Consider the following 26,937-nt stretch of genomic DNA (forward strand, 5'->3'; position numbering starts at 1 on the left):
CTAGCGCTTGAACGGGTTGCGTTCGTCGAGTTCGTCGACGTAGGCCTCGATGCCGGCGCCTTCTCGCGCGAGATAGCGCGCCACGGCGTCCGCAAAGCGCGCGTCGCTCAGCCAGTGCGCGGAATGCGTGCGCACCGGCATCAGGCCTCGGGCCATCTTGTGCTCGCCCTGCGCGCCGCCCTCGAAGCGGCGGTAGCCGTTCTCGATGCACCACTGCAGCGGCTGGTAATAGCAGGCCTCGAAGTGCAGACAGCTGACCGAGACGAGCGCTCCCCAATAGCGGCCGTAGGCGTGGCCGCGTTCGGGGTCGAGGGCGATCAGCGAGGCGGCAATGGGCTCGCCCTCGCGCCGGGCCGTGAACAGCAGCCAGTGCTGCGGCAGGGCCTCGGCCATGCGGGCGAAGAAGTCGCGCGTCAGGTAGGGCGTCGAGCGGTGCTCGCGGTAGGTGTTGCGGTAGCAGCGGTAGAAGAAGTCCCAGTCGGCGGTGCGGATCTGCGTGCCGATGCGGGTTTCGAACTCGACGCCGGCTTCGCGCACGTAGCGGCGCTCCTGCTGGATCTTCTTGCGCTTGTCGCGCTGCAGACTGGCGAGGAAGTCGGCGAAGTCGGCATAGCCGGCGGGAGCCCGGTTGGTCCAGTGGAACTGCACCGTGCTGCGCAGCATCCAGCCGGCCGCCTCCGCGGCACTGCGGTCGGCCTCGTCGAGAAAGAGCACGTGCGCCGACGACATGCCGTGTTGCCGGGCGAAGCTTTCCATCGCACGCAGCAGCACGCTGCGCGCGGCCGGGTCGCGCGCCAGCAGGCGCGAGCCCGGCACCGGCGTGAACGGCACCGCCGACAGCAGCTTCGGGTAGTAGCGCAGACCGGCCTCTTCGTAGGCCTGGGCCCACGCCCAGTCGAACACGTACTCGCCGTAGGAGTGGCTCTTGAGGTAGAGCGGGCAGGCCGCCGCCAGCATCCCGTCGCGCTCGATCACCAGGAACTGCGGTGCCCAGCCAGTGCCGGCAACGGCGCTGGCCGACGCGTGCAGCGCACACAGATAAGCATGGCGCGTGAAGGGCGTCGGCGCCGGGCTGGCGTCGACCAGCGCATCCCAGGCCTGGGCGTCGATGAGGGTCGGATCGGCGTGCACCTGGACCGCCCACGCCTCGGGGTCGCGGGTACCATCGTTCGACAACGCGTTTTCTTCCTGATCCATGCCTGCCACTGTGTCCGCCACGATCGCCCTCGTCCAGTTCAACGCCACCGTCGGCGACCTCGCAGGCAACGCGCAGCGCATCGCCCAGTGGTCCCGCCAGGCCTACGCGCAGGGCGCGCGGCTGGTGATCACGCCGGAACTGTCGCTGACCGGCTATCCGCCGGAAGACCTGCTGCTGCGGCCTGCCTTCATGCGCGCCTGCGACGAAGCGCTGGCCGGCTGCGCCGCGTCGCTGGCCGATCTGCCGGACCTGCAGGTGGTGGTCGGCCATCCGCAGGCGATCGATGCGCTGGGGGATCTTCGCACGCGCTCGCTGGCGGTGCAGCGGCGGGTGAATGCGGCCTCGGTGCTGGCCGGCGGGCGCGTCACGGCCACCTATGCGAAGCGGGAGCTGCCCAACTACCAGGTGTTCGACGAGCGCCGCTACTTCGTATCGGGCCGCGACGCGGGCTTCGGCCCGGTGGTGGTGGAGGCGGGCGGGTTGCGCATCGGGCTGCTGATCTGCGAAGACGCCTGGTTCGACGAGCCGGCGGCGGCGGCGAAGGCTGCGGGCGCACAGGTGCTGGCGGTGATCAATGCCTCGCCTTTTCACCTCGGCAAGGCCGAGGAGCGCGAGGAGCGCATGGCGCGGCGCGCGGTGGAGAGCGGACTGCCCTTGCTGTACTCGCACCTGGTCGGCGGACAGGACGAGGTGGTGTTCGACGGTGCCTCGTTCGCCGTCGATGCGCAGGGCGTCGTGCGGGCGCGGGCCGCGAGTTTCGCGGAGGAAGTGCTGCCGGTCGAGGTGAGTGCCGCCGGTGAGGTGAGCGGGCCGCTGTCGCCGGCGCCATCGCTCGAATCGCAGGCCTGGGCGGCGCTGGTGACGGGCGTGCGCGACTACCTTGGCAAGAACGGCTTCCCCGGCGCCATCATCGGTCTGAGCGGCGGCATCGATTCGGCGCTGGTGCTGACGATCGCGGTCGATGCGCTGGGGGCCGACCAGGTGAGGGCGGTGATGATGCCCTCGCCGTACACCGCCGACATCTCGTGGATCGACGCCCGCGACATGGCTCGGCGTCTGGGCGTGCAGTACGACGAGATCTCGATCGTGCCGATGTTCGAGTCCTTCAAGGCCGCCCTGGCGCTGGAGTTCGCGGGCCTCGCCGAGGATGCGACCGAGGAGAACATCCAGGCGCGTATCCGCGGCACCCTGCTGATGGCGCTGTCGAACAAGTCGGGCCGCATCGTGCTGACCACCGGCAACAAGAGCGAGATGGCGACCGGCTATTGCACGCTCTACGGCGACATGGCGGGCGGCTTCGCGGTGATCAAGGACGTGGCCAAGACCCTGGTCTACCGGCTTGCGACCTGGCGCAACGCGCAGGGCCCCGAACCGGTGATTCCCGAACGCATCATCACGCGGCCGCCGTCCGCGGAGTTGCGCCCCGACCAGACCGACCAGGACAGCCTGCCGCCCTACGACGTGCTGGACGCGATCCTGGCGCGCTACATGGAAGACGACCAGGGCGTCGAGGAGATCATCGCGGCGGGCTATGCGCGCACCGATGTGGAGCGCGTGACGCGGCTGATCAAGATCAACGAGTACAAGCGGCGACAGGCGCCGGTGGGGATTCGCATCACGCACCGCTCGTTCGGCAAGGACTGGCGCTATCCCATCACCTCGAAATTCCGTGCTTAAATTCCAGCCAGTCACCTTTCACCGGAGCGCGCCATGAAACAGATCACCGCGGTCATCAAGCCGTTCAAGCTCGAGGAAGTGCGCGAGGCGCTCGCCGAGGTGGGCGTGTCGGGTCTGACCGTGACCGAGGTCAAGGGTTTCGGCCGTCAGAAGGGCCACACCGAGCTGTATCGCGGTGCCGAGTACGTGGTCGACTTCCTGCCGAAGGTGAAGCTCGAGGTGGTGGTGAAGGACGTCGACGTCGATCGTTGCCTGGAAGCCATCGTCAAGGCGGCCAAGACCGGCAAGATCGGCGACGGCAAGATCTTCGTCAGTTCGGTCGAGCAGGTGGTGCGCATCCGCACCGGCGAAACGGATGAAGCGGCGGTCTGATCGAACTGAAGCTCAGGTCCGGCTGTAGTCGTCGCGGCCGCCGCCCTGCGCAGCCTGCGCCGCGAGCCGATCGAGCAGGGCGGACGGCTCGTCACCGATCTCCAGCGTCTCGCGTGTGCCCTCAGAGACGAAGCCGGCGTCCACCGTCTGTTGCATGAACGCGATCAGCGTGTCGTAGTAGCCCCCGACGTTGAGCAGGCCGATCGGCTGGTCGTGGTAACCGAGCTGCCGCCAGGTCCACACCTCGAACAACTCCTCGAGGGTACCGATGCCGCCGGGCAGCGCCAGGAAGGCGTCGGCCTGCTCGGCCATCCGTTGCTTGCGCTGGTGCATGGTCTCGACCACGTGCAGTTCGCTGAGGCCGGGGTGTCCGACCTCGCGCTCCATCAGTGAGCGCGGGATCACGCCGATCACCTGCGCGCCACCGTCCAGGGCAGCGTCCGCGACGATGCCCATCAGGCCGACATTGCCGCCGCCGTAGACCAATTGCCAGCCTCGCTGCGCGATCTGTCGGCCGATGGCCCGGGCCGCCTGCGCATGGGCCGGATCGTTGCCGTGACGCGAGCCGCAGTACACGCACAGCGTGAAGCGTTTCGTCATGTCCCGTGCCTCGTCAAGCGCCGAAGCGATGCCAGAGTGCGGCCACCCAGATGCCCACGCACAACAGCAGCGACAGCAGCACTGCGGCACTGGCCAGGTCCTTGGCGCGCTTGGACAGGTCGTGCAGTTCGTAGCTGACGCGGTCGATGGCGGCCTCGATGCCGGAGTTGAGCAACTCCACGATCAGCACCAGCAGCACCGATCCGACCAGCAGCGACACCTCGATCCAGCTGCCGCCCAGCCAGAAGGCCGCGGGCAGCAGCAGCACGGCGGCCCAGACCTCCTGGCGGAAGGCACTCTCGCCGCGGTAGGCGGTCTGCAGCCCGTCCATCGAGTAGCCGGCCGCGCGGATCACGCGGTCCAGGCCGGTGCGGCCTTTGTAGGGGTTGCTCATGGCGCGCGATGGTAACTGCGGCGTATGGCGCCGCCGCGAATCTCAGTCGCGCGCTGTGGGCGCGGTGGTGCGCGTGTCGACGAGCCGGGTGCCGCACAGCGCGTCGTGCCAGAACTGGCGCTGTGGGTGCAGCTTCGACGACAACGCATAGAGCACGACCCCGGCGCCGAGCACCGCAGCCAGGCGCGCACCGCTGTCATGCCAGCCGGCCAACCAAGCCAAGGCCAGAGCGGGCAGGAACCACACCCAGGCGGCGAGGTAGCGCAACAGGGCGCGGGCACGCGTGAGCCGCTGGCCGTCGGCCGTCTGCAGGTGGATGCGCCAGGTCTGCATCGGCAGCGTCTGGCCGGTCCGCGACCAGTACCACGTGAAGTAGACGCCGGGCGCAAGCAAGAAAGCGGTCAACAGCAGACCCTGCCGTCCCACCATCGCATTGCGCTGGTCCGTGAGCACCGAGTAGATCAGCGCGCAGAAGAACACCACGCCGAACAGCAGCACGCCTTCGTACAGGAAGCAGGCCAGCCGGCGGCGCAGAGGGGGCGTTGGTCGCCCCGGCGGTTCGATGCCGGCTTGCACGTTCGGTGTCGGCACGTCTCAGGGCTTGCGGCGTGGCTCGGTCGCCGCGCCCTGGGGGCCGCGCCGCGGCAGCAGGGTGGTCGAATCGACGAACTCCGGTGTCGCCGCCACTTTCGGCAGGCCGGTCTGCTGGTGCAGCGGCGGGGCAGGGCGCGTCGACATCAGGTTGGTCGTGGCGCCCGGCTTGGCCTGCGTCAGCCCCGGCGTCACGGCGCGCGGTTTGCGGGCTTCCAGCAACGGGTTGGGAACCGTGTTGACCTTGGTCTCGGCCGCGGAGGGGAGGGCACGCACATTGTTGCCCTTGCCCGCGCCGCTCTTGGCGCGGGCGGCAAGGTCGCGCCGCTGGTTTTCCGGCAGGGATTGGTAGGCCTCCCAGCGCTGTTGTCGTTCCTGCGGGCTCAGGTCCTTGGCTTCCTGGTAGTTCACGCGCGCTTCGGTGCGCTGCTTGGCGCTGAGACTCACCCAGTCGGACATGCGCTGTTGGACGCGGCTGCGCTCGTCGGGCGACATGCGGTCGAAGCGCGATGCCAGTTCCAGCCATTTCTGCTTGCGCGTGGGATCGATCGAGGCCCAATCTCCCTGGAGCGGCGCCAGCGCCTGGCGCTGTGCCGGGCCGAGGGTGTTCCAACTGGGGCCGCCTGCATCCGGGCCGGCGGCCACGGCCGGCGATGCGGCCAGGGTCGTCAACGCGCACAGCAGCACGGCAGCAGCCAGCAGGGTCATCGCCGGAAGCCGCGCAGCGAGCGGCTGCAGGAACGTGAAAACCGTCATCCTCAGTCGTTTCCGGTCGAACCGGGCAAGCGAAGGAACTCGGCGAAACCGGCGTCGGTGTAGGCCGCCGGCGGCAGGTCATCGGCCAGCAGGGCGGCATCGACCTCGGCAGCGGCGCTGATCTGGTCGTCGTCGTGCTGGATCTGGATCAGCACCAGGCCGGCCACCAGCGCGATCAACGGCGCCAGCGTCGCGAGCCGCCAGCCCCAGCCGGGCTCGCCGCCCCAGGCCAGCACGCCGCCACCGACTCGGGTCGGCGTCGGCGCGGTGCGCGCTGCCGTCTGGCGCGCGCGCACCAGCGCCTGCTCGCGGGCGAAACGAAGGCGTTCCGTCACATCGCCGGGCAGGCTGTCGGCATGCGTGCTGAGGGCCGCCGCGACGCGCAGCGCAAAGCGGTCTTCGAGCGACTGGTGATCCAGCCGGGCAGATCCCGTGACGACGTTCGGTTTATTCATGGCAGCACCCCTCTGGCCTTCAAGGCCTGCGCCAAGCTGTGCACTGCCCGGGAGCAATGGGTCTTGACGCTGCCCTCCGAGCAGCCCATCGATTGAGCGGTCTCGGCGACATCGAGTTCCTCCCAGTAACGCAGCAGGAAGGCCTCCCGTTGACGCCCCGGCAACCGCGCCACTTCGGCCTCGATCGCGAGCAGGATCTGGGCCCGCGCCACACTGTCGGCGGCGGTCTCGACGGTGGCGGCCCCACCGGCCGCCGCCAGAGTTTCGAGCAGATCGAAGTCGCCATCGGCGTCGGCGGGCTCGAAATCCGAGAAATTGCGCACGACCGCGTTGCGCACCTTCTGGCGACGGAACCAGTCCATCATGGCATTCGAGAGGATGCGCTGGAACAGCAGCGGCAACTCGGCCGGGGGCCGGTCGGCGTACTTCTCGGCCAGCCGGATCATCGAGTCCTGCACGATGTCGAGCGCAGCGTCGTCGTCGCGAACGGCATAGACGGCGCGCTTGAAGGCGCGCTTTTCGACGCTCTTGAGGAAGTCGCTGAGTTCTTTGTCGGAAGCCAAGAGGCGCGGCTGGTTCGCCGTGGCTTTGGAGAGGCCGCGGATTATGTCATTGCACCTGGATGCGGCGACCTGCGCCGTGCTGGTGCCGGGTGGATGCCATAATGTGCGTTCGCAAAACGCTCATTGGTCTTCAACACCATCCGACCCGGGTGGCTTTGCCAGACCGCGCAGGCCCCACATCCACCCCACCAGGGTGCGAAGAGGGGCACCGATGGTTTTTCGTCAGAGAAATTCACAAAGGTTCGAAATGGACATGTCTGCCGCGGAAATCAAGCGGGCCGCCACGGCCCAACCGCATCCCTCCCAATCTGCCGAACCCAACGGTTCGGAAATCCTCGTTCGCTGCCTGCAGGCCGAAGGTGTCAAGTACCTTTGGGGCTATCCGGGCGGCGCCGTGTTGTACATCTACGACGCGCTGTACAAGCAGGAGACGATCGAGCACGTGCTGGTGCGCCATGAACAGGCGGCCATCCATGCGGCCGATGGCTACGCCCGCGCGACCGGTGACGTGGGCGTTGCGCTTGTGACGTCGGGGCCGGGCGTGACGAATGCCGTCACCGGCATCGCCACCGCCTACATGGATTCGATCCCGATGGTGATCATCACCGGCCAGGTGCCCACGCCGGCGATCGGCCTCGACGCCTTTCAGGAGTGCGACACCGTCGGCATCACCCGTCCGATCGTCAAGCACAACTTCCTGGTCAAGGATGTGCGCGAGCTGGCGCTGACGATGAAGAAGGCCTTCCACATCGCTCGTACCGGCCGTCCCGGGCCGGTGGTGGTCGACGTGCCGAAGGACGTGTCGCTGAAGACCGCGCCCTTCCATTACCCCGCCACGGTCGAGATGCGTTCGTACAGCCCGGCGAAAAAGGGCCACAGCGGCCAGATCCGCAAGGCGGTGCAATTGCTGCTGCAGGCCAAGCGCCCGTACATCTACACCGGCGGCGGCGTGATTCTCGGCAATGCGTCGGCGCAACTGCGACAGCTGGTCGATCTGCTCGGCTACCCGTGCACCAACACGCTGATGGGCCTGGGCGCCTTTCCGTCGACCGATCCGCGCTTCCTGGGCATGCTGGGTATGCACGGCACCTACGAAGCCAACATGACGATGCAGAACTGCGATGTCCTGCTGGCCGTGGGGGCGCGCTTCGACGACCGCGTGATCGGCAACCCGAAGCACTTCGCTTCGGTGGAACGCAAGATCGTGCACGTCGACATCGATCCTTCGAGCATCTCCAAGCGCGTGAAGGTCGACATCCCGATCGTCGGCGACGTGAAGGAAGTGCTGCAAGAGCTGATCTCGCAGATCAAGGAAGCGCAGGCGCGCCCGGACGCCCAGGCGCTGTCGGCCTGGTGGAAGCAGATCGCCGAATGGCGTGGCCGCGAGTGCTTGAAGTACAAGAATTCCGACGAAGTCATCAAGCCTCAGTACGTGGTCGAGAAGCTGTGGGAACTGACCCGCGAGCGCGACACCTACATCACCTCCGACGTCGGCCAGCACCAGATGTGGGCCGCGCAGTACTACCGCTTCGACGAGCCGCGGCGCTGGATCAACTCCGGCGGCCTGGGCACGATGGGCGTGGGCCTGCCGTATGCGATGGGCATCAAGCTCGCGAAGCCGGACTCCGATGTCTTCTGCATCACGGGCGAAGGCTCGATCCAGATGTGCATCCAGGAGCTGTCGACCTGCCTGCAGTACAAGACGCCGGTCAAGGTGATCTCGTTGAACAACCGCTACCTGGGCATGGTGCGGCAGTGGCAGGAGCTCGATTACGGCGGCCGCTATTCGCACAGCTACATGGAGGCGCTGCCCGATTTCGTGAAGCTGGCCGAAGCCTATGGCCACGTCGGCCTGAAGATCGAGAAGCCCAGCGAGGTGGAACCCGCGCTGCGCGAAGCGATCCGGCTGAAGGATCGCACGGTCTTTCTCGACATCCGCACCGACCCGACCGAGAACGTCTGGCCGATGGTTCAGGCCGGAAAGGGCATCTCCGAGATGCTGCTGGGCTCGGAAGACCTGTAAGGCCTGCCGCACGCGCGGCGCGAGGGCGACGGGCTTGCCGGTCTGCCGCCAGGAGCGCAGCGAGTGCGACAGCCGGGGTTGCAACCACTTCACCATTTCATCGAAGCGCGTGGCCAAGGGGCTGCGGTTACCGCCGCAATCCTGAAGAGCGCGAAGGACGATCTACCCATGAAACACATCATTGCCCTGTTGCTCGAGAACGAGCCGGGCGCCCTGTCCCGCGTCGTGGCGCTGTTCTCGGCGCGCGGCTACAACATCGAAAGCCTGACCGTTGCGGCCACCGAGGATCCCTCGCTGTCTCGCATGACCATCACCACGACCGGCAGCGAGGACGTGATCGAGCAGATCACCAAGCACCTGAACCGGCTCATCGAGGTGGTGAAGGTGGTCGACCTCACCGAGGGCCAGTACACCGAGCGCGAATTGATGCTCATCAAGGTGCGCGCCGTCGGCAAGGAGCGCGACGAGATGAAGCGCATGGCCGACATCTTCCGTGGCCGCATCGTCGACGTCACCGAGAAGACCTACACGATCGAGCTCACCGGCGATGCGCCCAAGCTCGACGCGTTCATCGAGGCGGTGGACCGCACCGCGATTCTGGAAACCGTGCGCACCGGCACCAGCGGGATCGGTCGCGGCGAGCGCATCCTGCGCGTCTGAAACCCGTTCCCATTACTGAATTTCGACAGGAGAGAACCCCATGAAGGTCTATTACGACAAGGACGCCGACCTGAGCCTCATCAAGGGCAAGAGCGTGGCGATCATCGGCTATGGCTCGCAAGGCCATGCGCATGCACAGAACCTGAACGACAGCGGCGTGAAGGTCACCGTCGGCCTGCGCCGCGGTGGTGCGTCGTGGAACAAGGTCGAGAAGGCCGGGCTGAAGGTGGCCGAGGTCGCCGATGCGGTCAAGAGCGCCGATGTCGTGATGATCCTGTTGCCCGACGAGCAGATCGCCGCTGTCTACAACGCCGAGGTTGCTCCGAACATCAAGCAAGGCGCGTCGCTGGCGTTCGCGCACGGTTTCAACGTGCACTACGGCCAGGTCGTGCCGCGCGACGACCTCGACGTATGGATGGTCGCTCCGAAGGCGCCGGGCCACACGGTGCGCAACACCTACACCCAGGGCGGCGGCGTGCCGCACCTGATCGCCGTCCATGCCGACAAGACCGGCAAGGCGCGCGATCTGGCGCTGAGTTACGCGGCCGCCAATGGCGGCGGCAAGGCCGGCATCATCGAGACCAACTTCCGCGAAGAGACCGAGACCGACCTGTTCGGCGAACAGGCCGTGCTGTGCGGTGGCACCGTCGAACTGATCAAGGCTGGCTTCGAGACGCTGGTGGAAGCCGGCTACGCGCCCGAGATGGCCTATTTCGAGTGTCTGCACGAGCTCAAGCTGATCGTCGACCTGATCTACGAGGGCGGCATCGCCAACATGAATTACTCGATCTCGAACAACGCCGAGTACGGCGAGTACGTGACCGGGCCGAAGGTCGTGACCGAGGACACCAAGGCGGCGATGCGCCAGTGCCTGAAGGACATCCAGACCGGCGAGTACGCCAAGAGCTTCATCCTCGAGAACCGCGCCGGTGCGCCCACGCTGCTGTCGCGTCGCCGCCTGACCGCTGAGCACGACATCGAGGTGGTGGGTGAGAAGCTGCGCGCGATGATGCCTTGGATCAAGGCGAACAAGCTGGTGGACAAGAGCCGCAACTGATCGCGGGCTGCTGCTCCCCGCTCTGTCGAGGGCCGCGACACCGCAAGGTGCGCGGCCCTTCTTCTTGCGACGGTCGCTGCGGTATCCTCCCCCCATGATCGATCTTCATGGGGCGCCGATGGGCCCGGATTCGCTGCAACGGGCCGGCCGGACATGAGCATGCACGACGGCACACAGGATCCGAAGTTGCCCGAGGCGTTCGACGATGTCGACGACGAGGTGCCGCGCCGGCCCCGCCGCAAGGGCATCTATATACTACCCAATCTCTTCACGCTGGCGGCGTTGTTCGGCGGCTTCTACGCGATCGTGATGGCCATGAACGACCGCTTCGAGCAGGCGGCGATCGGCGTGTTCTGCGCGATGGTGCTTGACAGCCTCGACGGTCGCGTCGCGCGCATGACGAACACCCAGAGCGCCTTCGGCGAGCAGATGGACAGCCTGTCGGACATGGTGTCCTTTGGCGCCGCGCCGGCGTTGATCGTCTACGAGTGGGCGCTGCGGGGGCTGGGCAAGCTCGGCTGGGTTGCAGCATTCGTCTACTGCGCCGGCGCCGCACTGCGTCTGGCCCGCTTCAATACCAACATCGGCGTCGTCGACAAGCGCTTCTTCCAGGGACTGCCGAGCCCGGCTGCCGCGGCGCTGGTGGTCGGGTTCATCTGGCTGATGGACGACGCGGGATTCAAGGAGGCCGGCAGCATCGACTGGCTGTCCTGGATGGCGTTCGCCTTCACGCTGTACGCGGGACTGACGATGGTCACGAACGTGCCGTTCTACAGCTTCAAGGACGTGAGCTTCAAGCGCACGGTCCCGTTCATCGTGATCGTCGCGATCGCGCTGTTCATCGCGGTGATCAATCTTCATCCGCCGCTGGTGCTGTTCAGCCTGTTCGTCTGCTATGGCTTCTCGGGTTATGCGGTCTACGTGTGGCGCAAGACCAAAGGCAAGCCGGTCAGCGTCATCGCCACGTCCACCCACGAGCCCGATGAAGAGGGGCTGCACCGCTGATAGCTGCCGCCTGTGGTTGCGTGGCCGAGGCGCATGCTATATTGAGTGCATGACGTTTCGCGCCCGCCTTTCGCTGCTGCTACTGCTAGGAGTGCCCTGCGCGCGCTGATTGCACACGTCCCTTCGTTTCTGCATCCACAGCCCGCGCGCTTCCTGCCCGCGGGCTGTTTTGTTTGGTTCTCGTCATTCGCATCTTTCGCTGGAGACTTCCATGGCCGACAAGCTCATCATCTTCGACACCACCTTGCGCGACGGCGAGCAGTCGCCCGGCGCCTCGATGACCAAGGACGAGAAGCTGCGCATCGCGCGCCAGCTCGAGCGGCTGCGGGTCGACGTGATCGAGGCGGGTTTCGCGGCGTCGAGCAACGGCGACTTCGAGGCCGTCCGGGCGATCGCCGACGTCATCAAGGAATCGGTCGTGTGCTCGCTGGCACGCGCCAACGACCGCGATATCGCGCGGGCGGCCGAGGCGCTCAAGAGCGCTGCGCGGTCACGCATCCACACCTTCATCGCAACCAGCGAACTGCACATGGAGAAGAAGCTGCGCATGTCGCGCGAGCAGGTGCTGGAGCAGGCGAAGCTGTCGATTCGTTTCGCGCGCAATCTGTGCGAGGACATCGAGTTCTCGCCAGAGGACGGCTATCGGTCCGACCCGGACTTCCTGTGCCGAGTGATCGAGGCGGTGATCGTCGAAGGCGCGACCACGATCAACGTTCCCGACACCGTCGGCTATGGCATTCCAGAGTTGTACGGGAACTTCATCAAGATGCTGCGGGAGCGGGTGCCGAACTCGGACAAGGCGGTTTGGTCGGTCCACTGCCACAACGATCTCGGCATGGCGGTGGCGAACTCGCTGGCCGGCGTGAAGATCGGCGGTGCACGCCAGATCGAATGCACGATCAACGGGCTCGGCGAGCGTGCAGGCAACTGCTCGCTCGAGGAAGTCGTGATGGCGGTGCGCACGCGGCGCGACCATTTCGGGCTCGACGTGGGCATCGACACCACGCAGATCGTCCCGGCTTCGAGGCTGGTGTCGCAGACGACCGGCTTCATCGTGCAGCCGAACAAGGCGGTCGTCGGCGCGAACGCCTTCGCGCATGCTTCCGGCATCCACCAGGACGGCGTCCTGAAAGCGCGCGACACCTACGAGATCATGCGCGCCGAGGACGTGGGCTGGAGCGCCAACAAGATCGTGCTCGGCAAGCTGAGCGGGCGCAACGCCTTCAAGCAACGCTTGCAGGAGCTCGGCATCGAGCTGGAGTCGGAGGCCGACGTCAACGCGGCGTTCGCGCGCTTCAAGGACCTGGCTGATCGCAAGAGCGACATCTTCGACGAGGACATCATCGCACTGGTCGGCGACGAGAGCGTGACCCACGAGCAGGAAACCTATCGTCTGCTGTCGCTGGAGCAGCAATCAGCCACCGGCGAGCGGCCACACGCGAAGGTCGCTTTCGCGGTCGGCGAGACGGAGTTCCATGCCGAGAGCGAAGGTAACGGGCCGGTCGATGCGAGTCTCAAGGCCATCGAGTCGAAGCTGAAAAGCGGCGCCGAAATGCTGCTCTATTCGGTCAATGCCATTACCTCTGGCAGCACAGAATCCCAAGGCGAGGTGACTGTGCGGCTGCAGCACGGTGGGCGGGTGGTGAATGGCGTGGGGGCCGATCCGGACATCGTGGTCGCCTCGGCCAAGGCCTACCTGTCGGCCCTGAACAAGCTGCATAGCAAGAACGAGCGCGTCGCCGCCCAGGGGTAACGGGAGGCATTCTTCACGTGGAATGGAGGAAGAGCGCGTAAGTTTTTGATCTTGCGTGCTTTTTTTCTTTATCCTAGACTCGTACGCGAGTTGGAGGGAGTGCCCGTGTTGATTGCGTTGCCTGTGTTTCGTTGGCGGTTGGCTTTGCTGGCCACATTTGCCCTGCTGGCGCTCGGTCTGAGCACGGGCGCCGATGCGGCTTCGAAGCGACAAGGCTCGGTGGCCAAGACGAGTGCGAAGACCAAGGCCAAGGCGAAGAGCGTCCGTACGGCAAAGCGCAAGTCGGTCCGCACCGTGGTGGCACGCCCCTCGTTCGGTGAACTCAGTGGGCTGCGAGGCACCGACGATCCGCTCGATCTGCGCTCGAGCGTGGCGCTCGTGATGGATCAGGACACGCATGAGGTGCTGATCGACAAGAATGCCCAGGCCGTCCTGCCGATCGCGTCGCTGACGAAGCTGATGACCTCGGTCGTCGTCGTCGAAGCCGAGCAGTCGCTCGACGAGATCCTCACGATCAGCCAGGACGATGTCGATACCGAGAAGGGCAGCGGGTCGCGCCTGGCCGTCGGCACCCAGCTGACGCGCGGCGAGATGCTGCATCTGGCCCTGATGTCTTCGGAGAACCGGGCGGCGCATGCACTGGGCCGGCACTACCCGGGCGGCCTGACGGCCTTCGTGTCGGCGATGAACGCGCGAGCCAGCCTGCTCGGGATGACCGACACGCGCTATGTCGAACCTACGGGACTGTCGAGCCGCAATCAATCGAGCGCACGTGATCTGGCGGCACTGGTGTCGGCGGCCTACCAGCACCCGCTGATCCGTGAACTGTCGACATCGCAGGAGTACAGCGTGGCCGTCGGGCGCCGCACGCTGCAGTACCGCAACACCAACGGTCTGGTGCGCAACCCGGCCTGGGACATCGGGCTGCAGAAGACCGGCTATATCTCCGAGGCCGGCCGTTGCCTCGTCATGCAGGCGCAGCTGGCGGGTCGCAAGCTGATCATGGTCTTCCTCGATTCGGCCGGCAAGTATTCGCGACTGGGCGATGCCGAGCGCGTGCGCCACTGGATCGAGGCCAGCCCGCCGCCGGTCGTGACGCCGGAAGTGCCCCGGGCCGAAGGGCCGAAAACGACTTCCTGAACCGCTGCTTGCGAGCGCTGGTGATCACCCCAGCGGTTGGTCGGGCGTGGCGGTGAAGGGTGAGTCAGGGCTTGCCGTGGTGGCCGAGGGCTGCTGAGATCTGGCTGGCAGTGGCTTTCAAGCGATCCATCCAGCTGTCTTCCAGACGGTCGGCCGGGGCCGAGATCGACAGCCCGGCAATCAGCTTGTTCTGATCGTCGAAGATGCCGGCGGCCATGCAGCGCACGCCCAGTTCCAGTTCCTCGTTGTCGCGGGCACTGCCGTACTGCAACACCTTCGCCAATTCGCGCTCCAACGCCGGCAACTCGGTGATGCTGTTGCGGGTGTGGCCGGCGAGGCCGGTGCGGGCGGCATAGGCGCGAACCCGCTGTGCGTCGTCGTGCGCGAGGAACAGCTTGCCCACGGAGGTCAGGTGGAGCGGAGCGCGGCCGCCGACGGCGCGAACGACCTGCATGCCCGAGCGCTCGCTGTAGGTCCGTTCGATATAGACGATCTCGTCGCCCTGGCGCATCGACAGATTCACCGGCTGGTGCGTGAGCTTGTGGAGTTCGCGCATCGGCGCGATGGCGGCTTCCCGCACGTCCAGCCGCGCCTTGACGAGATTTCCGAGTTCGAGCAGGCGCATGCCCAGCCGGTAGCTGCCCGCCTCGGGCCGGTCTACGAAGCGTCCGATCGCGAGGTCGTTGAGGATGCGATGGGCGGTCGATGGATGGAGCCCGGTCTGCTCGCTGATGTGCTTCAGCGACACCGGGTCGGGGTGCGCCGCCAGCACGTTGAGCAGCGAGAACATTCGCTCCATCACCTGGATGGTGGGCGCCTGACCTTCGGTGCGTTTCATAGCGTGGATTGTCGCTCAGCGTGGCGGATTCTCGTGTTGCCGGCCACCGCCGCCGGCCGGCGCCCTGACGAGCGTCCCATCGAACCGCATCGGCCTCACGTAAACCCGCACAATTTGCTGCATTGACGCGCGCTATTGGACGCTGCGTTCCGACTCCTCTACCGTCCATGCGCACTGGGCTCGCAAGCTCGGTGGTGTCAATTCGCATCCGCATGACAAGGAGATCGACATGCAACTGAAGGGCTCCAAGACCGAGCAAAACCTGAAGGACGCGTTCGCCGGGGAATCGCAGGCGAACCGACGGTATCTCTACTTCGCGAACAAGGCCGACATCGAGGGTCAGAACGATGTGGCAGCGTTGTTCCGGTCCACCGCGGAAGGGGAGACGGGCCACGCGCACGGCCACCTCGAATTCCTCGAGGCCGTGGGCGACCCCGCCACCGGCTTGCCGATCGGGTCGAGCCGCCAGAACCTGATGGCTGCCGTCGCTGGCGAAACGCACGAGTACACCGACATGTACCCGGGCATGGCCAAGCAGGCGCGCGACGAGGGCTTCGACGAGGTCGCCGACTGGTTCGAGACCCTTGCCAAGGCCGAACGCTCGCACGCGAACCGCTACCAGAAGGCGCTCGACGCGCTGGTGGATTGAGCAAGCGGCGGTTGCACGCAGCGCCGCCGCCTCGTTGATCGTCGAACGAGGCGGTGTGCCTCGTTCGGCGGATGTGCGTGTGACCCGCACTCGCGAGTCACCATTCCTTCCTTCGCTGGAAGCCCATCGTCCACAGGAGAAACTCCGGATGAGCACACGAGAGGGCAATCTCGAGGCCCCTACCCGGCACGCCATCGATTGGACGAACCTCGAGTACTACGACGAAGCCGCGTGCGAGAAGGAGCTCGAGCGCATCTTCGACATCTGCCACGGCTGCCGCCGCTGCGTGAGCCTGTGCCACGCGTTCCCGAGCCTGTTCGACCTGGTCGACGCGACCGACGACGGCGAGGTGCATGGCATCCCGAAGCAGGACTACGCGAAGGTCGTCGACCAGTGCTATCTGTGCGACCTCTGCTACATGACCAAGTGCCCCTACGTGCCGCCCCACCCGTGGAGCCTGGACTTCCCGCACACCATGCTGCGGGCGAAGGCGATCAAGTTCAAGAAGGGCGGCGTCGGTGCGGGCGAGCGGCTGCTGGCGTCGACCGACGTGCACGGCCAGTTCGCTGGCATCCCGGTCGTGGTCCAGGTGGCCAACGCGCTGAACAGGACGAAGCCGATGCGCAGGCTGCTCGACTCGACGTTGCACGTGCATCCAGACGCCTGGTTGCCGGAGCTCGCGAACAGCCGCTTCCGCTGGTCCGCGAGTCGGCAGGGTCGTGCCACGGTCGTCACGAACGGTGAACGCACGCCGGGCAAGGTGGCGATCTTCTCGACCTGCTATGTGAACTACAACGAGCCCGGCATCGGCCACGACCTGATCAAGCTGCTCGAGCACAACGACATTCCCTACGTGCTGGTCGAGAAGGAAAAGTGCTGCGGCATGCCGAAGCTGGAGCTCGGCGACCTCGACGCGGTGGCCGCGCACAAGGCCGCGAACATGCCCATGCTCGCGAGGTATGCGAAGGACGGCTACGCGATCCTCAGCGCCATCCCGAGCTGCACGCTGATGTTCAAGCAGGAGCTGCCGCTGATGTTTCCTGGCTGTGCGGAGACGCAGCTCGTCAAGGAGGCGATGTTCGATCCCTTCGAGTACTTCATCGCCCGGCACCGGGACGGCCTGCTGAAGACCGACTTCAAGCAGGCGCTCGGCAAGGTCAGCTATCACATCCCCTGCCACGGCCGCGTGCAGAACATCGGCAAGAAGACCGAGGAGATGTTCAAGCTCATCGGCCAGAAGGTGGCCGTGCAACTCAACACGGTCGAGCGCTGTTCGGGTCACGCGGGCACGTACGGCGTGAAGACGCTCTACCACCCGATCGCGATGAAGATCGGCCGGCCGGTCTTCAAGAGCATGGCCAAGGACGAGCCGGACTACATCAGTTCCGACTGCCAGCTGGCCGGACATCACATCGCGCAGGGCATGGAAGCGGGCGGGTTTCCGGCTGCCCGGCTTCTGCACCCGCTCAGCCTGGTGCGCACCGCCTACGGGCTGTGACGCCGCGCAGCGAGGACGACACACCATGGCCACCATTTCCAGAGACAGCCTGATGTCGCTCGAGGCCTATGCCAAGGTCCGCCAGACCGGCAAGCCCGACTCGATCGCGCACCGGCGTCTGCGCACCGTGCGGCTCGGCGAGCACCTCAGCGTGCAGTTCGAGGACGAGCGCACGATCCGCCGGCAGATCCAGGAGATGCTCCACATCGAGAAGATCTTCGACGAGGAGGGCATCCAGGCGGAGATCGACGCCTACGCGCCACTCGTGCCCGACGGCGGCAACTGGACGGCGACGATGCTGATCGAGTACCCCGACGTCCACGAGCGCAAGCGCGAACTCGCGCGCCTGATCGGCATCGAGGATCGGATGTTCGTCGAGCCCGAAGGCCTGCAGCGCGTCTACGCGATCGCCGACGAGGACCTGGACCGGGAGACCGACGAAAAGACCTCCGCGGTTCACTTCCTGCGATTCGAGTTCACGCGCGTCGCGATCGACGCGATCCGGGCCGGCGCCGCTGTCAAGCTGGGTTGCGACCACCGCAACTACCCGGCGCACACGGGCATCCTGCCGGAAACCCTGGCCAGCTTGGCCGGTGATCTGCGCTGAGCCACGGTGTGTTCGATAGCAATTTCAGATGAGCTTGATTTAGTCTATGAATAAAGTGGATAACGGGGTCGCATTACCATTTGGACGTGGTTTCACTCAACCCTGTCCCCAAGGAAGCACCGATGTCCCTGATCAATACCGAAGTCAAGCCCTTCAAGGCCACCGCCTATCACAATGGCAAGTTCGTGCCGGTCAACAACGAGAGCCTGCTGGGCAAGTGGTCCGTGTTCGTGTTCTACCCGGCCGACTTCACCTTCGTCTGCCCGACCGAACTCGGCGACCTGGCTGACCACTACGCGGAGTTCAAGAAGCTCGGTGTCGAGATCTATGGCATTTCGACCGACACGCATTTCGCCCACAAGGCCTGGCACGACACCTCGGACACCATCGCCAAGGTTCAGTACCCGCTGGTCGGCGACCCGACCGCCACGCTGGCGCGCAATTTCGAGGTGCTGATCGAAGAGGAAGGCCTGGCCTACCGCGGCACCTTCGTGATCAACCCCGAAGGCAAGATCAAGATCATCGAAGTGCACGACAACGGCATCGGTCGTGACGCGTCGGAACTGCTGCGCAAGGTCAAGGCCGCGCAGTACGTCGCCGCGCACCCCGGCGAGGTCTGCCCCGCCAAGTGGACCGAAGGCGCCGAGACGCTGAAGCCGTCGCTGGACCTCGTCGGCAAGATCTGACGAACCGCGTTCGCCGCAGACCGCTTCCGATCGAAGCCGGTCCGCGGCGCCGGACCCCCTAGCCCCGGCTGAGCGCCGGACCGCACGCCCGGGCGCACGAGGCCCGGGCGTCGGGACGGCGCATCCCGAAAATTTCCAAGGACGAGCCATCATGCTGGACGCTGCCCTCAAGACCCAACTGAAGAGCTACCTCGAGAAGGTGGAGCACCCGATCGACATCGTCGCCTCGGTCGATGAGGGCGATAAGTCGAAGGAACTGCTGGCGCTGTTGAACGACATCGCCGAACTGTCGGCCCGCATCACGCTGTCGGTGCGCCGTGACGACGACGAGCGCAAGCCGTCGTTTTCGTTGAACCGCCCCGGCGGGCAGATCGGCCTGCGTTTCGCCGGCCTGCCGATGGGCCATGAATTCACGTCGCTGGTGCTGGCGCTGCTACAGGTCGGCGGGCACCCCTCGAAGGCGGCGGCCGAAGTGATCGAACAGGTCAGGGGCCTCGAAGGCGACTATCTCTTCGAGACCTTCTTCTCGCTGAGCTGCCAGAACTGCCCCGACGTCGTGCAGGCGCTCAACCTGATGGCGGTGCTGAACCCGAACATCCGCCACGTGGCGATCGATGGCGCGCTGTTCCAGGCCGAGGTCGAGCAGCGCCAGGTGATGGCGGTGCCGACGATCTTCCTCAACGGCCAGACCTTCGGCCAGGGCCGCATGGGCCTGGAGGAGATCGTCGCGAAGCTCGACACCGGCGCCGTGAAGCGCGAGGCCGCGAAGCTCAGCGCCAAGGCACCGTACGACGTGCTGATCGTCGGCGGCGGGCCGGCCGGCGCGGCCGCGGCCATCTACGCGGCGCGCAAGGGCATCCGCACCGGCCTCGCGGCCGAGCGCTTCGGCGGCCAGGTGCTGGACACGCTGGCGATCGAGAACTTCATCTCGGTCAAGGAGACCGACGGCCCGAAGTTCGCTGTCGCGCTGGAAGAGCACGTCAAGGCCTACGACGTGGACATCATGAACCTGCAGCGTGCCGAGGCGCTGATCCCCGGCAAGCCGGGCGAGCTGACTGAAGTGCGCTTCGCCGGCGGCGCTGCGCTGAAGGCCAGCACGGTGATCATCGCCACCGGCGCGCGCTGGCGCGACATGAACGTGCCTGGTGAGCAGGAATACCGCACCAAGGGCGTGACCTACTGCCCGCACTGCGACGGGCCGCTGTTCAAGGGCAAGCGTGTGGCGGTGATCGGCGGCGGCAACTCCGGCGTCGAGGCCGCGATCGACCTGGCCGGCGTGGTGGCGCACGTCACGCTGCTCGAATTCGCCGGCGAGCTGCGCGCCGATGCGGTGCTGCAGCGCAAGCTGCACAGCCTGCCCAATGTGCAGGTCATCACCCAGGCGCAGACCACCGAGGTCAATGGCGACGGGCACAAGGTCAACGGCCTGAAGTACAAGGACCGTGCTACCGGCGAAGTGCACCAACTGCCGCTCGAGGGCGTGTTCGTGCAGATCGGCCTGCTGCCCAACACCGACTGGCTCAAGGGCACGGTGGAGCTGTCGAAGCATGGCGAGGTGATCGTCGATGCCCGGGGCCAGACCTCGGTGCCGGGCGTGTTCGCGGCCGGCGACGTGACGACCGTGCCCTACAAGCAGATCGTCATCGCGCTGGGTGAGGGCTCCAAGGCGGCGCTGAGCGCCTTCGACCACCTGATCCGCTCGACGGCGCCGGCGATCGCCTGAAGCGCCGGTTTCAGCCCGGAGACGGCGGGTCGAGCTCGCCGTCCAGGTAGAACCAGCGGCCGTCTTCGAGGACGAATCGGCTGCGCTCGTGCAGCCGGTGGGCGCGGCCCGCCATCTTGCTGCGGGCGACGAACTCCACCTCGGCCGCATCGGGGCCGGTGAGCCGGTGCCGGCGCACCTCGAGCCCCAGCCAGCGCAGACCGGGTTCGGGCGTCTCGATCGCCGCAGGTCGGGTGGAAGGATGCCAGGTCGCCAGCAGGTGCTCGCGGCGGTCGAGCACGAAGGCGCTGTAGCGCGAGCGCATCAAGGCCTCGGCATCGGGGGCGGGGAGCGCCGTGTCGACATAGCGGCCGCAGCAGCGGTCGTAGACGCTGCCGCCGCAGGGGCAGCGTGAGGCGGGGTCGGCGTGCTTCGCTTGGGCGGGCATGAGGCCGAGCCTAACGCGGCAGCCCGATGCACCACGCTGCTACCCTTCGCGCTTCGCTGCTCCTCACCTGCCATGCTGTTCCTGCTGTCTCCTGCCAAGTCGCTCGACTACGACCGTCCTGCGCCGGTGCCCGATGCCGGCGTGCCGCATTTCTCGGCCGCCGCCGGCGAGCTGATCGGGCTGCTGCGTCGGCACGACGAGCGCGGCATCGCCGAGCTGATGGACCTGAGCGAGCCGCTGGCCGCCCTCAATGTCGCTCGCTACGTAGCCTTCAGCCCGCGCTACACCGCGGCCAACAGCAAGCCCGCGCTGTTCGCCTTCGACGGCGATGTCTACGGCGGGCTGGGGGCTCTCGCGCTGAGCAAGCCCCAGGTCCGCTGGGTCCAGGAGCACGTGGCGATCCTGAGCGGCCTGTACGGGGTGCTGCGACCGCTGGATCGCATGCAGCCCTACCGGCTCGAGATGGGTACGCGCCTCGCCAACCCGCAGGGCAAGGACCTCTACGCCTACTGGCGCACGCGCATTGCCGGGCATCTGAACGAGCGCCTCGCCGGCCAGCGCGCGCCGGTCGTGGTGAACCTCGCGTCGGAGGAATACTTCAAGGCGGTCGACGGCGCTGCGCTGCGGGCCCGCGTCGTGCACTGCGTGTTCCAGGACTGGAAGGGAGGGGCCTACAAGATCATCAGCTTCCACGCCAAGCGCGCGCGGGGGCTGATGGTCCGCTACGCCGCCCAGCACCGTGCGCGAACGCCGCGGGCGCTGGCCGGTTTCGACCTCGAGGGCTATGCTTTCGATCCATCGGCGAGCGAGCCCGACCGGATGGTCTTCCGTCGCCGCTTGCCCTGACGCCTCTTCAACGCAATCGACCGCCCGATGAGTGCCATCACCCCCACCACGCCCCACGTCACTCGCGAGATGCGCGAATGGGTCACCGAACAGGCCCGCGCCGGACACACGCCCGAGGCCCTGCTGGCCTCGATGAAGGCCAGTGGCTGGGAAGAAGATGCCGCGATCGACGTGCTCGAGACCGTGCTCCGCGACATCGTCGAGGCGAATGCCCGACAGCAGATGCTGCCGCCGCCCGACCGTGTTCCCGAGCCGCCGCTCGACGGTGCGCCGGCCACGCTGTGGGCGCACGACCGTGAGGTTCGTGTCGTGATGACGATGCGGGACCCGCGAGTGATCGTCTTCTCCGGCTTGCTGTCGGACGAGGAGTGCGACGAGATCGTGGCGCTCGCAGGGGCTCGACTGGCACGCTCGCACACCGTCGACACCGCCACCGGCGCCAGCGAGATCAACGCCGCCCGCACCAGCGACGGCATGTTCTTCACGCGCGGCGAGCACGCGGTGTGCGCGCGCTTCGAGGCCCGCATCGCGGCACTGCTGAACTGGCCGGTCGAGAACGGCGAAGGTCTGCAGGTGCTGCACTACCGGCCGGGTGCCGAATACAAGCCCCACTACGACTACTTCGATCCCGAACAACCGGGCACCCCGGCGGTCCTCAAGCGCGGTGGCCAGCGGGTGGCCACGCTGGTGACCTATCTCAACACGCCGCTGCGCGGGGGCGGCACCACGTTTCCCGATGTCGGCCTCGAGATCACGCCGCACAAGGGACACACGGTGTTCTTCAGCTACGACCGGCCGCACCCATCGACGCGCAGCCTGCACGGCGGTGCGCCGGTGCTCGATGGCGAGAAGTGGGTCGCAACCAAGTGGCTGCGGGTCGGGCGCTTCGATTGACGCCGGGCTTGCGGCGGTTGACGCTGGCCTGAACGCCGGCGTCGGGCGTCGCCGTTTCAGCAGGGCGGACCGTTGAGTGAAGGAGCCTGTCGCTCATTCACCCTTCTAGGAGTTGCCCCAAATGAACAAGCTGATTGCCGGTCTCGCTGCTTCACTGATCGTTCTGGGCGCCCAGGCGCAGACGGCGGCCCCCGCAGCGCCTGCTGCAACACCGTCCGCTGCGGTGACGGCTGCGCCGGCGAAGACGGAAAAGAAGGTGGTCGCCAAGAAGACCACGGCGAAGAAGAAGCACAAGAAGGCGGCAGCGACCAAGCCCACGGCCTGAACGTCGGCGCAAGGATGAAAGGCCCGCTTGCGGGCCTTTTCTATTGAGGCGTACCGGCCGCGGCCGACGCGGGTCTTCAGCGCTGCTGCGGTTCCTGCAGGCGCGATGGCGTCGTGTCGCGCCGCGTGTCGATGTGGGCGAACGGCACCGAGCGCTCGAAGCGCTGCCAGCGGCGCTCGTCCCAGCTGCACGGCCCCTCGATGAGCCACTGGTCCACCAGGGCATCGAGATCGGCACGCGGAACGCGGCCAAAGCGCGGGCCGCGCTGCGCGAGCAGGAAGCCGCGACGGCGCAGGCAGTGCGCCGGCAGCCGTGCGGTGACGGTGTTGGTCCAGTAGGTGCACGCCTTGGCGGCCCAGAAGGCCTGGCGTTCGAAATGAACGCGCCCGGCGAAACCGGTCTCGGTCGGGAAGACCACGAATTCGGCCTCCAGTTCGACCAGCGCAAAGGAGGGATCGGCCGCTCCCTGCGCGTCGGCGGCCTGCACGAAGACGATGCGCCGGATGTCCGGCGTGTGCAGCCGATCGACCTCGCTGCTGTTGCGCCGCACCACGATGTCGGCGCCGGACCACGCGGTGCTCCAACGCGGGGAGAGATCGAAGGTGGTTTTCATCGCGTGGACTCTAGGGCCGCGCGCGAAAACGCGATGTGACGAGGCGCGTCCAAATGCAATCGCTGTGTGCGATCGATGGAGGTGGCTGCCGCAACTCGCCGCCCGGCCTGGGGCAGACCTCCATTTTCCTGGGCCGAGACCGAAGTGCTCGCTTCGGCCCGGTCCTTGCGCGCCGCCGCGCGCTGTCGCAAATCAGCGACTGCGGCCGCCGCCCCCGCCGTGTCCGCCGCCGCCACGAGGACCGCCGCCGCTGCGCGCGCCGCCGCCTCCGGCACTGCGGGGACCACCGCGGCCCCCACCGCCACCGCCCGCCGGACGGGCTGCGCCACCCCGGCCGCCGCCACCGGAGCGCAGGCCGCCGTTGAGCGTCTGCCGTCCGATCTGGATGGGCTGCGCCACGGCGCGCGGATCGGGCTCGAAGCCGGGCACGACCTCGCGCGGGATGCTGCGCTTGATCAGTTTCTCGATGTCGCGCAGGAAGCCGTCCTCGTCGACGCAGACCAGCGACACGGCTTCGCCCAGCGCGCCGGCGCGGCCGGTGCGGCCGATGCGGTGCACGTAGTCCTCGGACACGTTGGGCAGCTCGAAATTGACGACGTGCGGCAACTGGTCGATGTCGATGCCGCGTGCCGCGATGTCGGTCGCCACCAGCACCTGAAGCGAGCCGCTCTTGAAGTCGGCCAGCGCCTTGGTGCGCGCGGTCTGGCTCTTGTTGCCGTGGATCGCCATCGCGGTGATGCGCTGGTCGTTCAAGTATTCGGTGAGGCGGTTGGCGCCGTGCTTCATGCGGCAGAACACCAGCACCTGGTGCCAGTCCTGGCTCTTGATCAGGTGGGCCAGCAGTTCCTTCTTCTTGTCGCGATCGACCGGGTGGATCTTCTGCGCGATGGTCTCGACCGTGCTGTTGCGGCGCGCTACCTCGATCACCTGCGGGCTGTTCAGCAGGCGGTCGGCCAGGGTCTTGATCTCGTCGCTGAAGGTGGCGCTGAACAGCAGGCTCTGCTTCTGCTTCGGCACGATCGCCAGCACCTTCTTGATGTCGTGGATGAAGCCCATGTCGAGCATGCGGTCGGCTTCATCGAGCACGAAGATCTCGACGTGGCTGAGGTCGAGCGTGCGCTGCTGGTGGTGGTCGAGCAGGCGGCCGGGCGTGGCCACCAGGATGTCGACGCCGCGCTTGAGGCGGTCGATCTGCGGCTGCATGCCGACGCCGCCGAACATCACCATCGAGCTGAGCTTGGCGTGCTTGCCGTAGATGCGCACGCTTTCCTCCACCTGCGCCGCGAGTTCGCGGGTCGGTGTGAGGATCAGCGCCCGCACCGGGCTCTTGCCGCGGGCGTCCTTGACGGCCGGCTTGGCCATCAGGCGGTGCAGCATCGGCAGCACGAAGCCGGCGGTCTTGCCGGTGCCGGTCTGGGCGCCGGCGAGCAGGTCGCCGCCCAGCATGACGGCCGGGATGGCCTGCTTCTGGATCGGCGTGGGCGTCTCGTAGCCGGCGTCGACGATGGCTTGCAGCAGGGGCTCGGCGAGCCCCAGTTCTTTGAATGACATGAATGAGGTGCCCGGATGCGGGCATCGAGTCGGCCTGCCGCGGCGTGCGAAGCACGTGCGCCAGTCGGAGGCCTGAAGGAGGAGGAGGTCGGAATCGACTGCAGCGCAAGGACTGGAACTGCGCGCTGCGGTCGTTATTGTAGGGGACAGCCTGGAAGCCCTGGGTTCCGCGAGGTCGGGCACGGCCCGCACCGTAGGCGGCAGGTCAGCGTGGTGGCAGCGGCGCGTCGATGCCGATGAAGCCGTCGCGGTTGGGCATGCGCAGCTTCGGCAGGGTCCTGGCGTCCATCTCGTCCGTCTCGCCGAGCAGGCCGTTGGCGTACAGGAGATAGGCGGTGATCGCGTAGACCTCGTCGGCGCTCAATGTGCCGGGCGCCGTCATCGGCTTGGCGCGCCGCACGAAATCGAAGATCGTCGTCGCATAGGGCCAGTAGAGGCCGATGGTCTTGTCGGGTGTCGGGCTGGTCAGCGGCTCGGTGCCGCCGGCCAGTTCCTCGGCGCTCGCGCCTCGGCCGCCCGCGCCATGGCAGGCGGCGCAGTGCTGGCGGAACAGGGCGGCGCCCTCGACGGCATTGCCTCGGCCGGCTGGCAGGCCACGGCCGTCTGGAAAGACGCTGAGGTCCCAGCGGGTCACCTCCTGTGCGTCGAGCGGCCGGCCCAGCCGCGGCGCCTGCAGGGCCTCGGCCGCGCCGGCGCCGCTGGCCCATGCCGCCAGCAGCAGCCCGGCGGCCAGCACGCGCAACTCAGGCATAGACATGGCGCACGCTGCCTTCCTCGTCGACGGCCCAGGACACGATGGCGTTGTAGTGGAAGTAGCCGTTCGTGCCGCGCTGCGCCACCAGGGCGCTGCGTTCGGGCTGGACGTAGCCGCTGTCGTCGGTCGCTCGGCTCTTGAGCACGGTGGGCCGCCCATCCCATTTCCATGCGGCGCGAAAGCGCGTCATGCAGCGTGGCAGCACCGGGTCCTGCAGGGCGGCGTCTGCCCAGCTGCGGCCGCCGTCGGCCGACACCTCCACCCGCCGGATGCGGCCCCGGCCGCTCCAGGCCAGGCCGCTGATCGCGTAGACATCCGGTCCGCGCAGGTGCTGGCCGTGCGAGGGCGAGGTGATCAGCGACTTGGCCTCCATCACGAAGGTGAACATGCGCGCCTTGCCGTCGGGCAGCAACTCGGTGTACTTCGCGGTCTCGTTGCGCGCCATCAGCGGCTGCTCGCTCAGCTGCAGCCGCCGCAGCCACTTGACGTTGAGCACGCCTTCCCAGCCAGGGACGATGAGCCGCAGCGGGTAGCCGTGCTCGGGGCGCAGGCGCTCGCCGTTCTGGTAGAGCGCGACGATCGCATCGTCCATCAGCTTGGCCACCGGCAGGCTCACGTTCATCGCGAAGGCGTCGGCACCCTCGGCGACGGCCCAGGCCGTGCGCGGCTCGATGCCGGCCTCGTCGAGCAGCACCGAGAGCGGCACGCCGGTCCACTCGCTGCACGAGACCAGGCCGTGGAAGGACCCGACCGGGCGCTGGATCGGCTCGGGGTGCCAGCCGGCATTGCTGTTGCCACCGCACTCCAGCACGATAAGGTGCGAGCGCATCGGGTAGCGCAGCAGGTCGTCGACGCCGAAGCTCAGCGCCCGCTTCACGCGGCCGTGGATCAGCAGCCGGTGCTGCGCCGGATCGATGTCGGGCACGCCGTTGTGGTGGCGCTCGAAATGCAGGCCGGTCGGCGTGATGATGCCTTCGAGCTCCTCCAGCGGCGTGAGCGACACGCCGTTGCCCGGCAGCATCCGGTTTCCGCTGATGCGGCGGATCACCTGCTGTTCGTGCTTCGAGGGCTGGCCATAGACCGTGAACGGGCGGCCGGGCGTGTGCATCCAGGGCGGCGAGGGGTCGCCGAGGGGGGGCGGAGCTGCCGCCTGACCCGTCACGGCGGCGCTGCCGGCCGACGCCAGCACCAGCCCCCGCGTCAGCAGTGCCCGACGGTGCAGCAGGCCGCCGCCCGCCACGGGCTGCAGCGAATCGGCGGCCGGCTCCGGCGCGTCCGCCAC

At 67.1% G+C, this 26,937-nt stretch carries 29 protein-coding genes; 16 read left to right on the top strand and 13 right to left on the bottom strand.

The window, feature by feature from the left end; genetic code table 11:
• Positions 1–1,197 carry a GNAT family N-acetyltransferase gene (locus ASC67_RS00865; RefSeq protein WP_056314434.1) on the bottom strand — a complete coding sequence of 399 codons (1,197 nt, stop codon included), beginning with the start codon at positions 1,195–1,197 and terminating at the stop codon, positions 1–3.
• Between ASC67_RS00865 and ASC67_RS00870 the strand changes: the two genes are divergently transcribed.
• Together ASC67_RS00870 and ASC67_RS00875 are read left to right on the top strand one after the other, a co-directional pair.
• Positions 1,196–2,875, top strand: coding sequence for an NAD+ synthase (locus tag ASC67_RS00870; protein WP_200946739.1), 1,680 nt, complete (start codon positions 1,196–1,198; stop codon positions 2,873–2,875). The genes ASC67_RS00865 and ASC67_RS00870 overlap by 2 nt on opposite strands.
• 33 nt (positions 2,876–2,908) lie before the next feature.
• A complete protein-coding gene (locus ASC67_RS00875; RefSeq protein WP_011829705.1) occupies positions 2,909–3,247 on the top strand; it encodes a P-II family nitrogen regulator in 339 nt (112 codons plus the stop codon).
• Positions 3,248–3,259: 12 nt separating this feature from the next.
• On the opposite strand, the gene ASC67_RS00880 is transcribed toward ASC67_RS00875, so the two are convergent.
• Genes ASC67_RS00880 through ASC67_RS00905 form a run of 6 tightly spaced genes read right to left on the bottom strand, consistent with a single transcriptional unit; the run spans position 3,260 to position 6,606 of the window.
• Positions 3,260–3,847 carry a TIGR00730 family Rossman fold protein gene (locus ASC67_RS00880; protein ID WP_056314435.1) on the bottom strand — a complete coding sequence of 196 codons (588 nt, stop codon included), beginning with the start codon at positions 3,845–3,847 and terminating at the stop codon, positions 3,260–3,262.
• A 13-nt stretch (positions 3,848–3,860) separates the two neighbouring features.
• A complete protein-coding gene (locus ASC67_RS00885) occupies positions 3,861–4,241 on the bottom strand; it encodes a diacylglycerol kinase (protein ID WP_056314436.1) in 381 nt (126 codons plus the stop codon).
• A 42-nt stretch (positions 4,242–4,283) separates the two neighbouring features.
• Positions 4,284–4,832: an RDD family protein gene (locus ASC67_RS00890; protein ID WP_082535747.1), complete on the bottom strand. Its 549-nt coding sequence runs from the start codon at positions 4,830–4,832 to the stop codon at positions 4,284–4,286.
• A gap of 3 nt (positions 4,833–4,835) precedes the next feature.
• Positions 4,836–5,588, bottom strand: coding sequence for a DUF3106 domain-containing protein (locus ASC67_RS00895; protein ID WP_056314437.1), 753 nt, complete (start codon positions 5,586–5,588; stop codon positions 4,836–4,838).
• Positions 5,589–5,590: 2 nt separating this feature from the next.
• Positions 5,591–6,043: a DUF3619 family protein gene (locus ASC67_RS00900; protein ID WP_056314438.1), complete on the bottom strand. Its 453-nt coding sequence runs from the start codon at positions 6,041–6,043 to the stop codon at positions 5,591–5,593.
• On the bottom strand, positions 6,040–6,606 hold the full coding sequence (locus ASC67_RS00905) for an RNA polymerase sigma factor (protein WP_056314439.1): 567 nt from the start codon (positions 6,604–6,606) through the stop codon (positions 6,040–6,042). Before ASC67_RS00905 ends, ASC67_RS00900 begins: the two co-directional genes overlap by 4 nt.
• Before the next feature lie 247 nt (positions 6,607–6,853).
• Here ASC67_RS00905 and ASC67_RS00910 point away from each other — a divergent pair, with 247 nt between their 5' ends.
• The 6 genes from ASC67_RS00910 (at position 6,854) to pbpG (ending at position 14,244) form a co-directional block, all read left to right on the top strand.
• Entirely contained in the window at positions 6,854–8,629 is a 1,776-nt protein-coding gene (locus tag ASC67_RS00910) for an acetolactate synthase 3 catalytic subunit (RefSeq protein ID WP_056314440.1), read from the top strand.
• A 168-nt stretch (positions 8,630–8,797) separates the two neighbouring features.
• Positions 8,798–9,289: an acetolactate synthase small subunit gene (ilvN, locus tag ASC67_RS00915; protein WP_011829697.1), complete on the top strand. Its 492-nt coding sequence runs from the start codon at positions 8,798–8,800 to the stop codon at positions 9,287–9,289.
• A 40-nt stretch (positions 9,290–9,329) separates the two neighbouring features.
• Positions 9,330–10,346, top strand: a complete 1,017-nt coding sequence (ilvC, locus tag ASC67_RS00920) for a ketol-acid reductoisomerase (protein WP_056314441.1) — start codon at positions 9,330–9,332, stop codon at positions 10,344–10,346.
• Between the two features lie 159 nt (positions 10,347–10,505).
• Positions 10,506–11,351, top strand: coding sequence for a CDP-diacylglycerol--serine O-phosphatidyltransferase (gene pssA, locus ASC67_RS00925; RefSeq protein ID WP_056315080.1), 846 nt, complete (start codon positions 10,506–10,508; stop codon positions 11,349–11,351).
• A gap of 211 nt (positions 11,352–11,562) precedes the next feature.
• Entirely contained in the window at positions 11,563–13,104 is a 1,542-nt protein-coding gene (locus tag ASC67_RS00930) for a 2-isopropylmalate synthase (RefSeq protein ID WP_056314442.1), read from the top strand.
• Between the two features lie 117 nt (positions 13,105–13,221).
• Entirely contained in the window at positions 13,222–14,244 is a 1,023-nt protein-coding gene (pbpG, locus tag ASC67_RS00935) for a D-alanyl-D-alanine endopeptidase (RefSeq protein ID WP_404932823.1), read from the top strand.
• A 64-nt stretch (positions 14,245–14,308) separates the two neighbouring features.
• Here the strand turns inward: pbpG and ASC67_RS00940 are convergent, their stop codons facing one another.
• On the bottom strand, positions 14,309–15,082 hold the full coding sequence (locus tag ASC67_RS00940) for an IclR family transcriptional regulator (protein WP_056314444.1): 774 nt from the start codon (positions 15,080–15,082) through the stop codon (positions 14,309–14,311).
• A 229-nt stretch (positions 15,083–15,311) separates the two neighbouring features.
• Here ASC67_RS00940 and ASC67_RS00945 point away from each other — a divergent pair, with 229 nt between their 5' ends.
• The 5 genes from ASC67_RS00945 to ahpF all read left to right on the top strand — a co-directional run bounded on the left by ASC67_RS00945 (position 15,312) and on the right by ahpF (position 20,245).
• On the top strand, positions 15,312–15,731 hold the full coding sequence (locus tag ASC67_RS00945; protein WP_036231269.1) for a rubrerythrin family protein: 420 nt from the start codon (positions 15,312–15,314) through the stop codon (positions 15,729–15,731).
• Positions 15,732–15,879: 148 nt separating this feature from the next.
• A complete protein-coding gene (locus ASC67_RS00950) occupies positions 15,880–17,229 on the top strand; it encodes a (Fe-S)-binding protein (protein ID WP_056314445.1) in 1,350 nt (449 codons plus the stop codon).
• A gap of 25 nt (positions 17,230–17,254) precedes the next feature.
• Positions 17,255–17,836: a DUF3501 family protein gene (locus ASC67_RS00955; protein ID WP_056314446.1), complete on the top strand. Its 582-nt coding sequence runs from the start codon at positions 17,255–17,257 to the stop codon at positions 17,834–17,836.
• A gap of 122 nt (positions 17,837–17,958) precedes the next feature.
• Positions 17,959–18,522 carry an alkyl hydroperoxide reductase subunit C gene (gene ahpC / locus ASC67_RS00960; protein WP_056314447.1) on the top strand — a complete coding sequence of 188 codons (564 nt, stop codon included), beginning with the start codon at positions 17,959–17,961 and terminating at the stop codon, positions 18,520–18,522.
• A 151-nt stretch (positions 18,523–18,673) separates the two neighbouring features.
• Positions 18,674–20,245, top strand: coding sequence for an alkyl hydroperoxide reductase subunit F (ahpF, locus tag ASC67_RS00965; protein WP_056314448.1), 1,572 nt, complete (start codon positions 18,674–18,676; stop codon positions 20,243–20,245).
• A 10-nt stretch (positions 20,246–20,255) separates the two neighbouring features.
• On the opposite strand, the gene ASC67_RS00970 is transcribed toward ahpF, so the two are convergent.
• Positions 20,256–20,672 (bottom strand): YchJ family protein, encoded by a 417-nt coding sequence (locus ASC67_RS00970; protein WP_056314449.1) that lies wholly within the window; start codon positions 20,670–20,672, stop codon positions 20,256–20,258.
• 72 nt (positions 20,673–20,744) lie between these two features.
• On the opposite strand from ASC67_RS00970, the gene yaaA reads away from it, so the two are divergent.
• The 3 genes from yaaA to ASC67_RS00985 all read left to right on the top strand — a co-directional run bounded on the left by yaaA (position 20,745) and on the right by ASC67_RS00985 (position 22,737).
• A complete protein-coding gene (gene yaaA, locus ASC67_RS00975) occupies positions 20,745–21,518 on the top strand; it encodes a peroxide stress protein YaaA (protein ID WP_056314450.1) in 774 nt (257 codons plus the stop codon).
• A 27-nt stretch (positions 21,519–21,545) separates the two neighbouring features.
• Entirely contained in the window at positions 21,546–22,412 is an 867-nt protein-coding gene (locus tag ASC67_RS00980; RefSeq protein ID WP_056314451.1) for a 2OG-Fe(II) oxygenase, read from the top strand.
• 121 nt (positions 22,413–22,533) lie between these two features.
• A complete protein-coding gene (locus ASC67_RS00985; protein WP_056314452.1) occupies positions 22,534–22,737 on the top strand; it encodes a hypothetical protein in 204 nt (67 codons plus the stop codon).
• 76 nt (positions 22,738–22,813) lie between these two features.
• Here the strand turns inward: ASC67_RS00985 and ASC67_RS00990 are convergent, their stop codons facing one another.
• The 4 genes from ASC67_RS00990 to soxC all read right to left on the bottom strand — a co-directional run bounded on the left by ASC67_RS00990 (position 22,814) and on the right by soxC (position 26,937).
• Complete coding sequence (locus tag ASC67_RS00990) at positions 22,814–23,350, bottom strand: hypothetical protein (protein ID WP_056314453.1); 537 nt, start codon at positions 23,348–23,350, stop codon at positions 22,814–22,816.
• 192 nt (positions 23,351–23,542) lie between these two features.
• The gene (locus ASC67_RS00995) at positions 23,543–24,901 is read right to left on the bottom strand and encodes a DEAD/DEAH box helicase (RefSeq protein ID WP_056314454.1); all 1,359 of its coding nucleotides are present in this window, start codon (positions 24,899–24,901) and stop codon (positions 23,543–23,545) included.
• A gap of 205 nt (positions 24,902–25,106) precedes the next feature.
• On the bottom strand, positions 25,107–25,652 hold the full coding sequence (locus ASC67_RS01000; protein WP_056314455.1) for a c-type cytochrome: 546 nt from the start codon (positions 25,650–25,652) through the stop codon (positions 25,107–25,109).
• Complete coding sequence (gene soxC, locus ASC67_RS01005; protein WP_056314456.1) at positions 25,645–26,937, bottom strand: sulfite dehydrogenase; 1,293 nt, start codon at positions 26,935–26,937, stop codon at positions 25,645–25,647. The genes ASC67_RS01000 and soxC overlap by 8 nt, the downstream gene beginning before the upstream one ends.

This window comes from Methylibium sp. Root1272 (assembly GCF_001425905.1).
Taxonomy (GTDB): Bacteria; Pseudomonadota; Gammaproteobacteria; order Burkholderiales; family Burkholderiaceae_C; genus Methylibium.

Excerpts from the sequence above, each read along its gene's own strand:
- ASC67_RS00885 (WP_056314436.1), bottom strand. The coding sequence starts at position 4,241 with ATGAGCAACCCCTACAAAGGCCGCACCGGCCTGGACCGCGTGATCCGC.
- ASC67_RS00940 (WP_056314444.1), bottom strand. The coding sequence starts at position 15,082 with ATGAAACGCACCGAAGGTCAGGCGCCCACCATCCAGGTGATGGAGCGA.
- ASC67_RS00875 (WP_011829705.1), top strand. The coding sequence starts at position 2,909 with ATGAAACAGATCACCGCGGTCATCAAGCCGTTCAAGCTCGAGGAAGTG.
- ASC67_RS00870 (WP_200946739.1), top strand. The coding sequence starts at position 1,196 with ATGCCTGCCACTGTGTCCGCCACGATCGCCCTCGTCCAGTTCAACGCC.
- ASC67_RS00930 (WP_056314442.1), top strand. The coding sequence starts at position 11,563 with ATGGCCGACAAGCTCATCATCTTCGACACCACCTTGCGCGACGGCGAG.
- ASC67_RS00980 (WP_056314451.1), top strand. The coding sequence starts at position 21,546 with ATGAGTGCCATCACCCCCACCACGCCCCACGTCACTCGCGAGATGCGC.
- ASC67_RS00990 (WP_056314453.1), bottom strand. The coding sequence starts at position 23,350 with ATGAAAACCACCTTCGATCTCTCCCCGCGTTGGAGCACCGCGTGGTCC.
- ilvN (WP_011829697.1), top strand. The coding sequence starts at position 8,798 with ATGAAACACATCATTGCCCTGTTGCTCGAGAACGAGCCGGGCGCCCTG.
- ASC67_RS00900 (WP_056314438.1), bottom strand. The coding sequence starts at position 6,043 with ATGAATAAACCGAACGTCGTCACGGGATCTGCCCGGCTGGATCACCAG.
- ASC67_RS00865 (WP_056314434.1), bottom strand. The coding sequence starts at position 1,197 with ATGGATCAGGAAGAAAACGCGTTGTCGAACGATGGTACCCGCGACCCC.
- ASC67_RS01000 (WP_056314455.1), bottom strand. The coding sequence starts at position 25,652 with ATGCCTGAGTTGCGCGTGCTGGCCGCCGGGCTGCTGCTGGCGGCATGG.
- ASC67_RS00950 (WP_056314445.1), top strand. The coding sequence starts at position 15,880 with ATGAGCACACGAGAGGGCAATCTCGAGGCCCCTACCCGGCACGCCATC.
- ASC67_RS00955 (WP_056314446.1), top strand. The coding sequence starts at position 17,255 with ATGGCCACCATTTCCAGAGACAGCCTGATGTCGCTCGAGGCCTATGCC.
- ASC67_RS00995 (WP_056314454.1), bottom strand. The coding sequence starts at position 24,901 with ATGTCATTCAAAGAACTGGGGCTCGCCGAGCCCCTGCTGCAAGCCATC.
- ASC67_RS00970 (WP_056314449.1), bottom strand. The coding sequence starts at position 20,672 with ATGCCCGCCCAAGCGAAGCACGCCGACCCCGCCTCACGCTGCCCCTGC.
- ahpF (WP_056314448.1), top strand. The coding sequence starts at position 18,674 with ATGCTGGACGCTGCCCTCAAGACCCAACTGAAGAGCTACCTCGAGAAG.
- pssA (WP_056315080.1), top strand. The coding sequence starts at position 10,506 with ATGCACGACGGCACACAGGATCCGAAGTTGCCCGAGGCGTTCGACGAT.
- ASC67_RS00880 (WP_056314435.1), bottom strand. The coding sequence starts at position 3,847 with ATGACGAAACGCTTCACGCTGTGCGTGTACTGCGGCTCGCGTCACGGC.
- yaaA (WP_056314450.1), top strand. The coding sequence starts at position 20,745 with ATGCTGTTCCTGCTGTCTCCTGCCAAGTCGCTCGACTACGACCGTCCT.
- ASC67_RS00895 (WP_056314437.1), bottom strand. The coding sequence starts at position 5,588 with ATGACGGTTTTCACGTTCCTGCAGCCGCTCGCTGCGCGGCTTCCGGCG.
- ASC67_RS00985 (WP_056314452.1), top strand. The coding sequence starts at position 22,534 with ATGAACAAGCTGATTGCCGGTCTCGCTGCTTCACTGATCGTTCTGGGC.
- ASC67_RS00945 (WP_036231269.1), top strand. The coding sequence starts at position 15,312 with ATGCAACTGAAGGGCTCCAAGACCGAGCAAAACCTGAAGGACGCGTTC.
- ilvC (WP_056314441.1), top strand. The coding sequence starts at position 9,330 with ATGAAGGTCTATTACGACAAGGACGCCGACCTGAGCCTCATCAAGGGC.
- ASC67_RS00910 (WP_056314440.1), top strand. The coding sequence starts at position 6,854 with ATGGACATGTCTGCCGCGGAAATCAAGCGGGCCGCCACGGCCCAACCG.
- ahpC (WP_056314447.1), top strand. The coding sequence starts at position 17,959 with ATGTCCCTGATCAATACCGAAGTCAAGCCCTTCAAGGCCACCGCCTAT.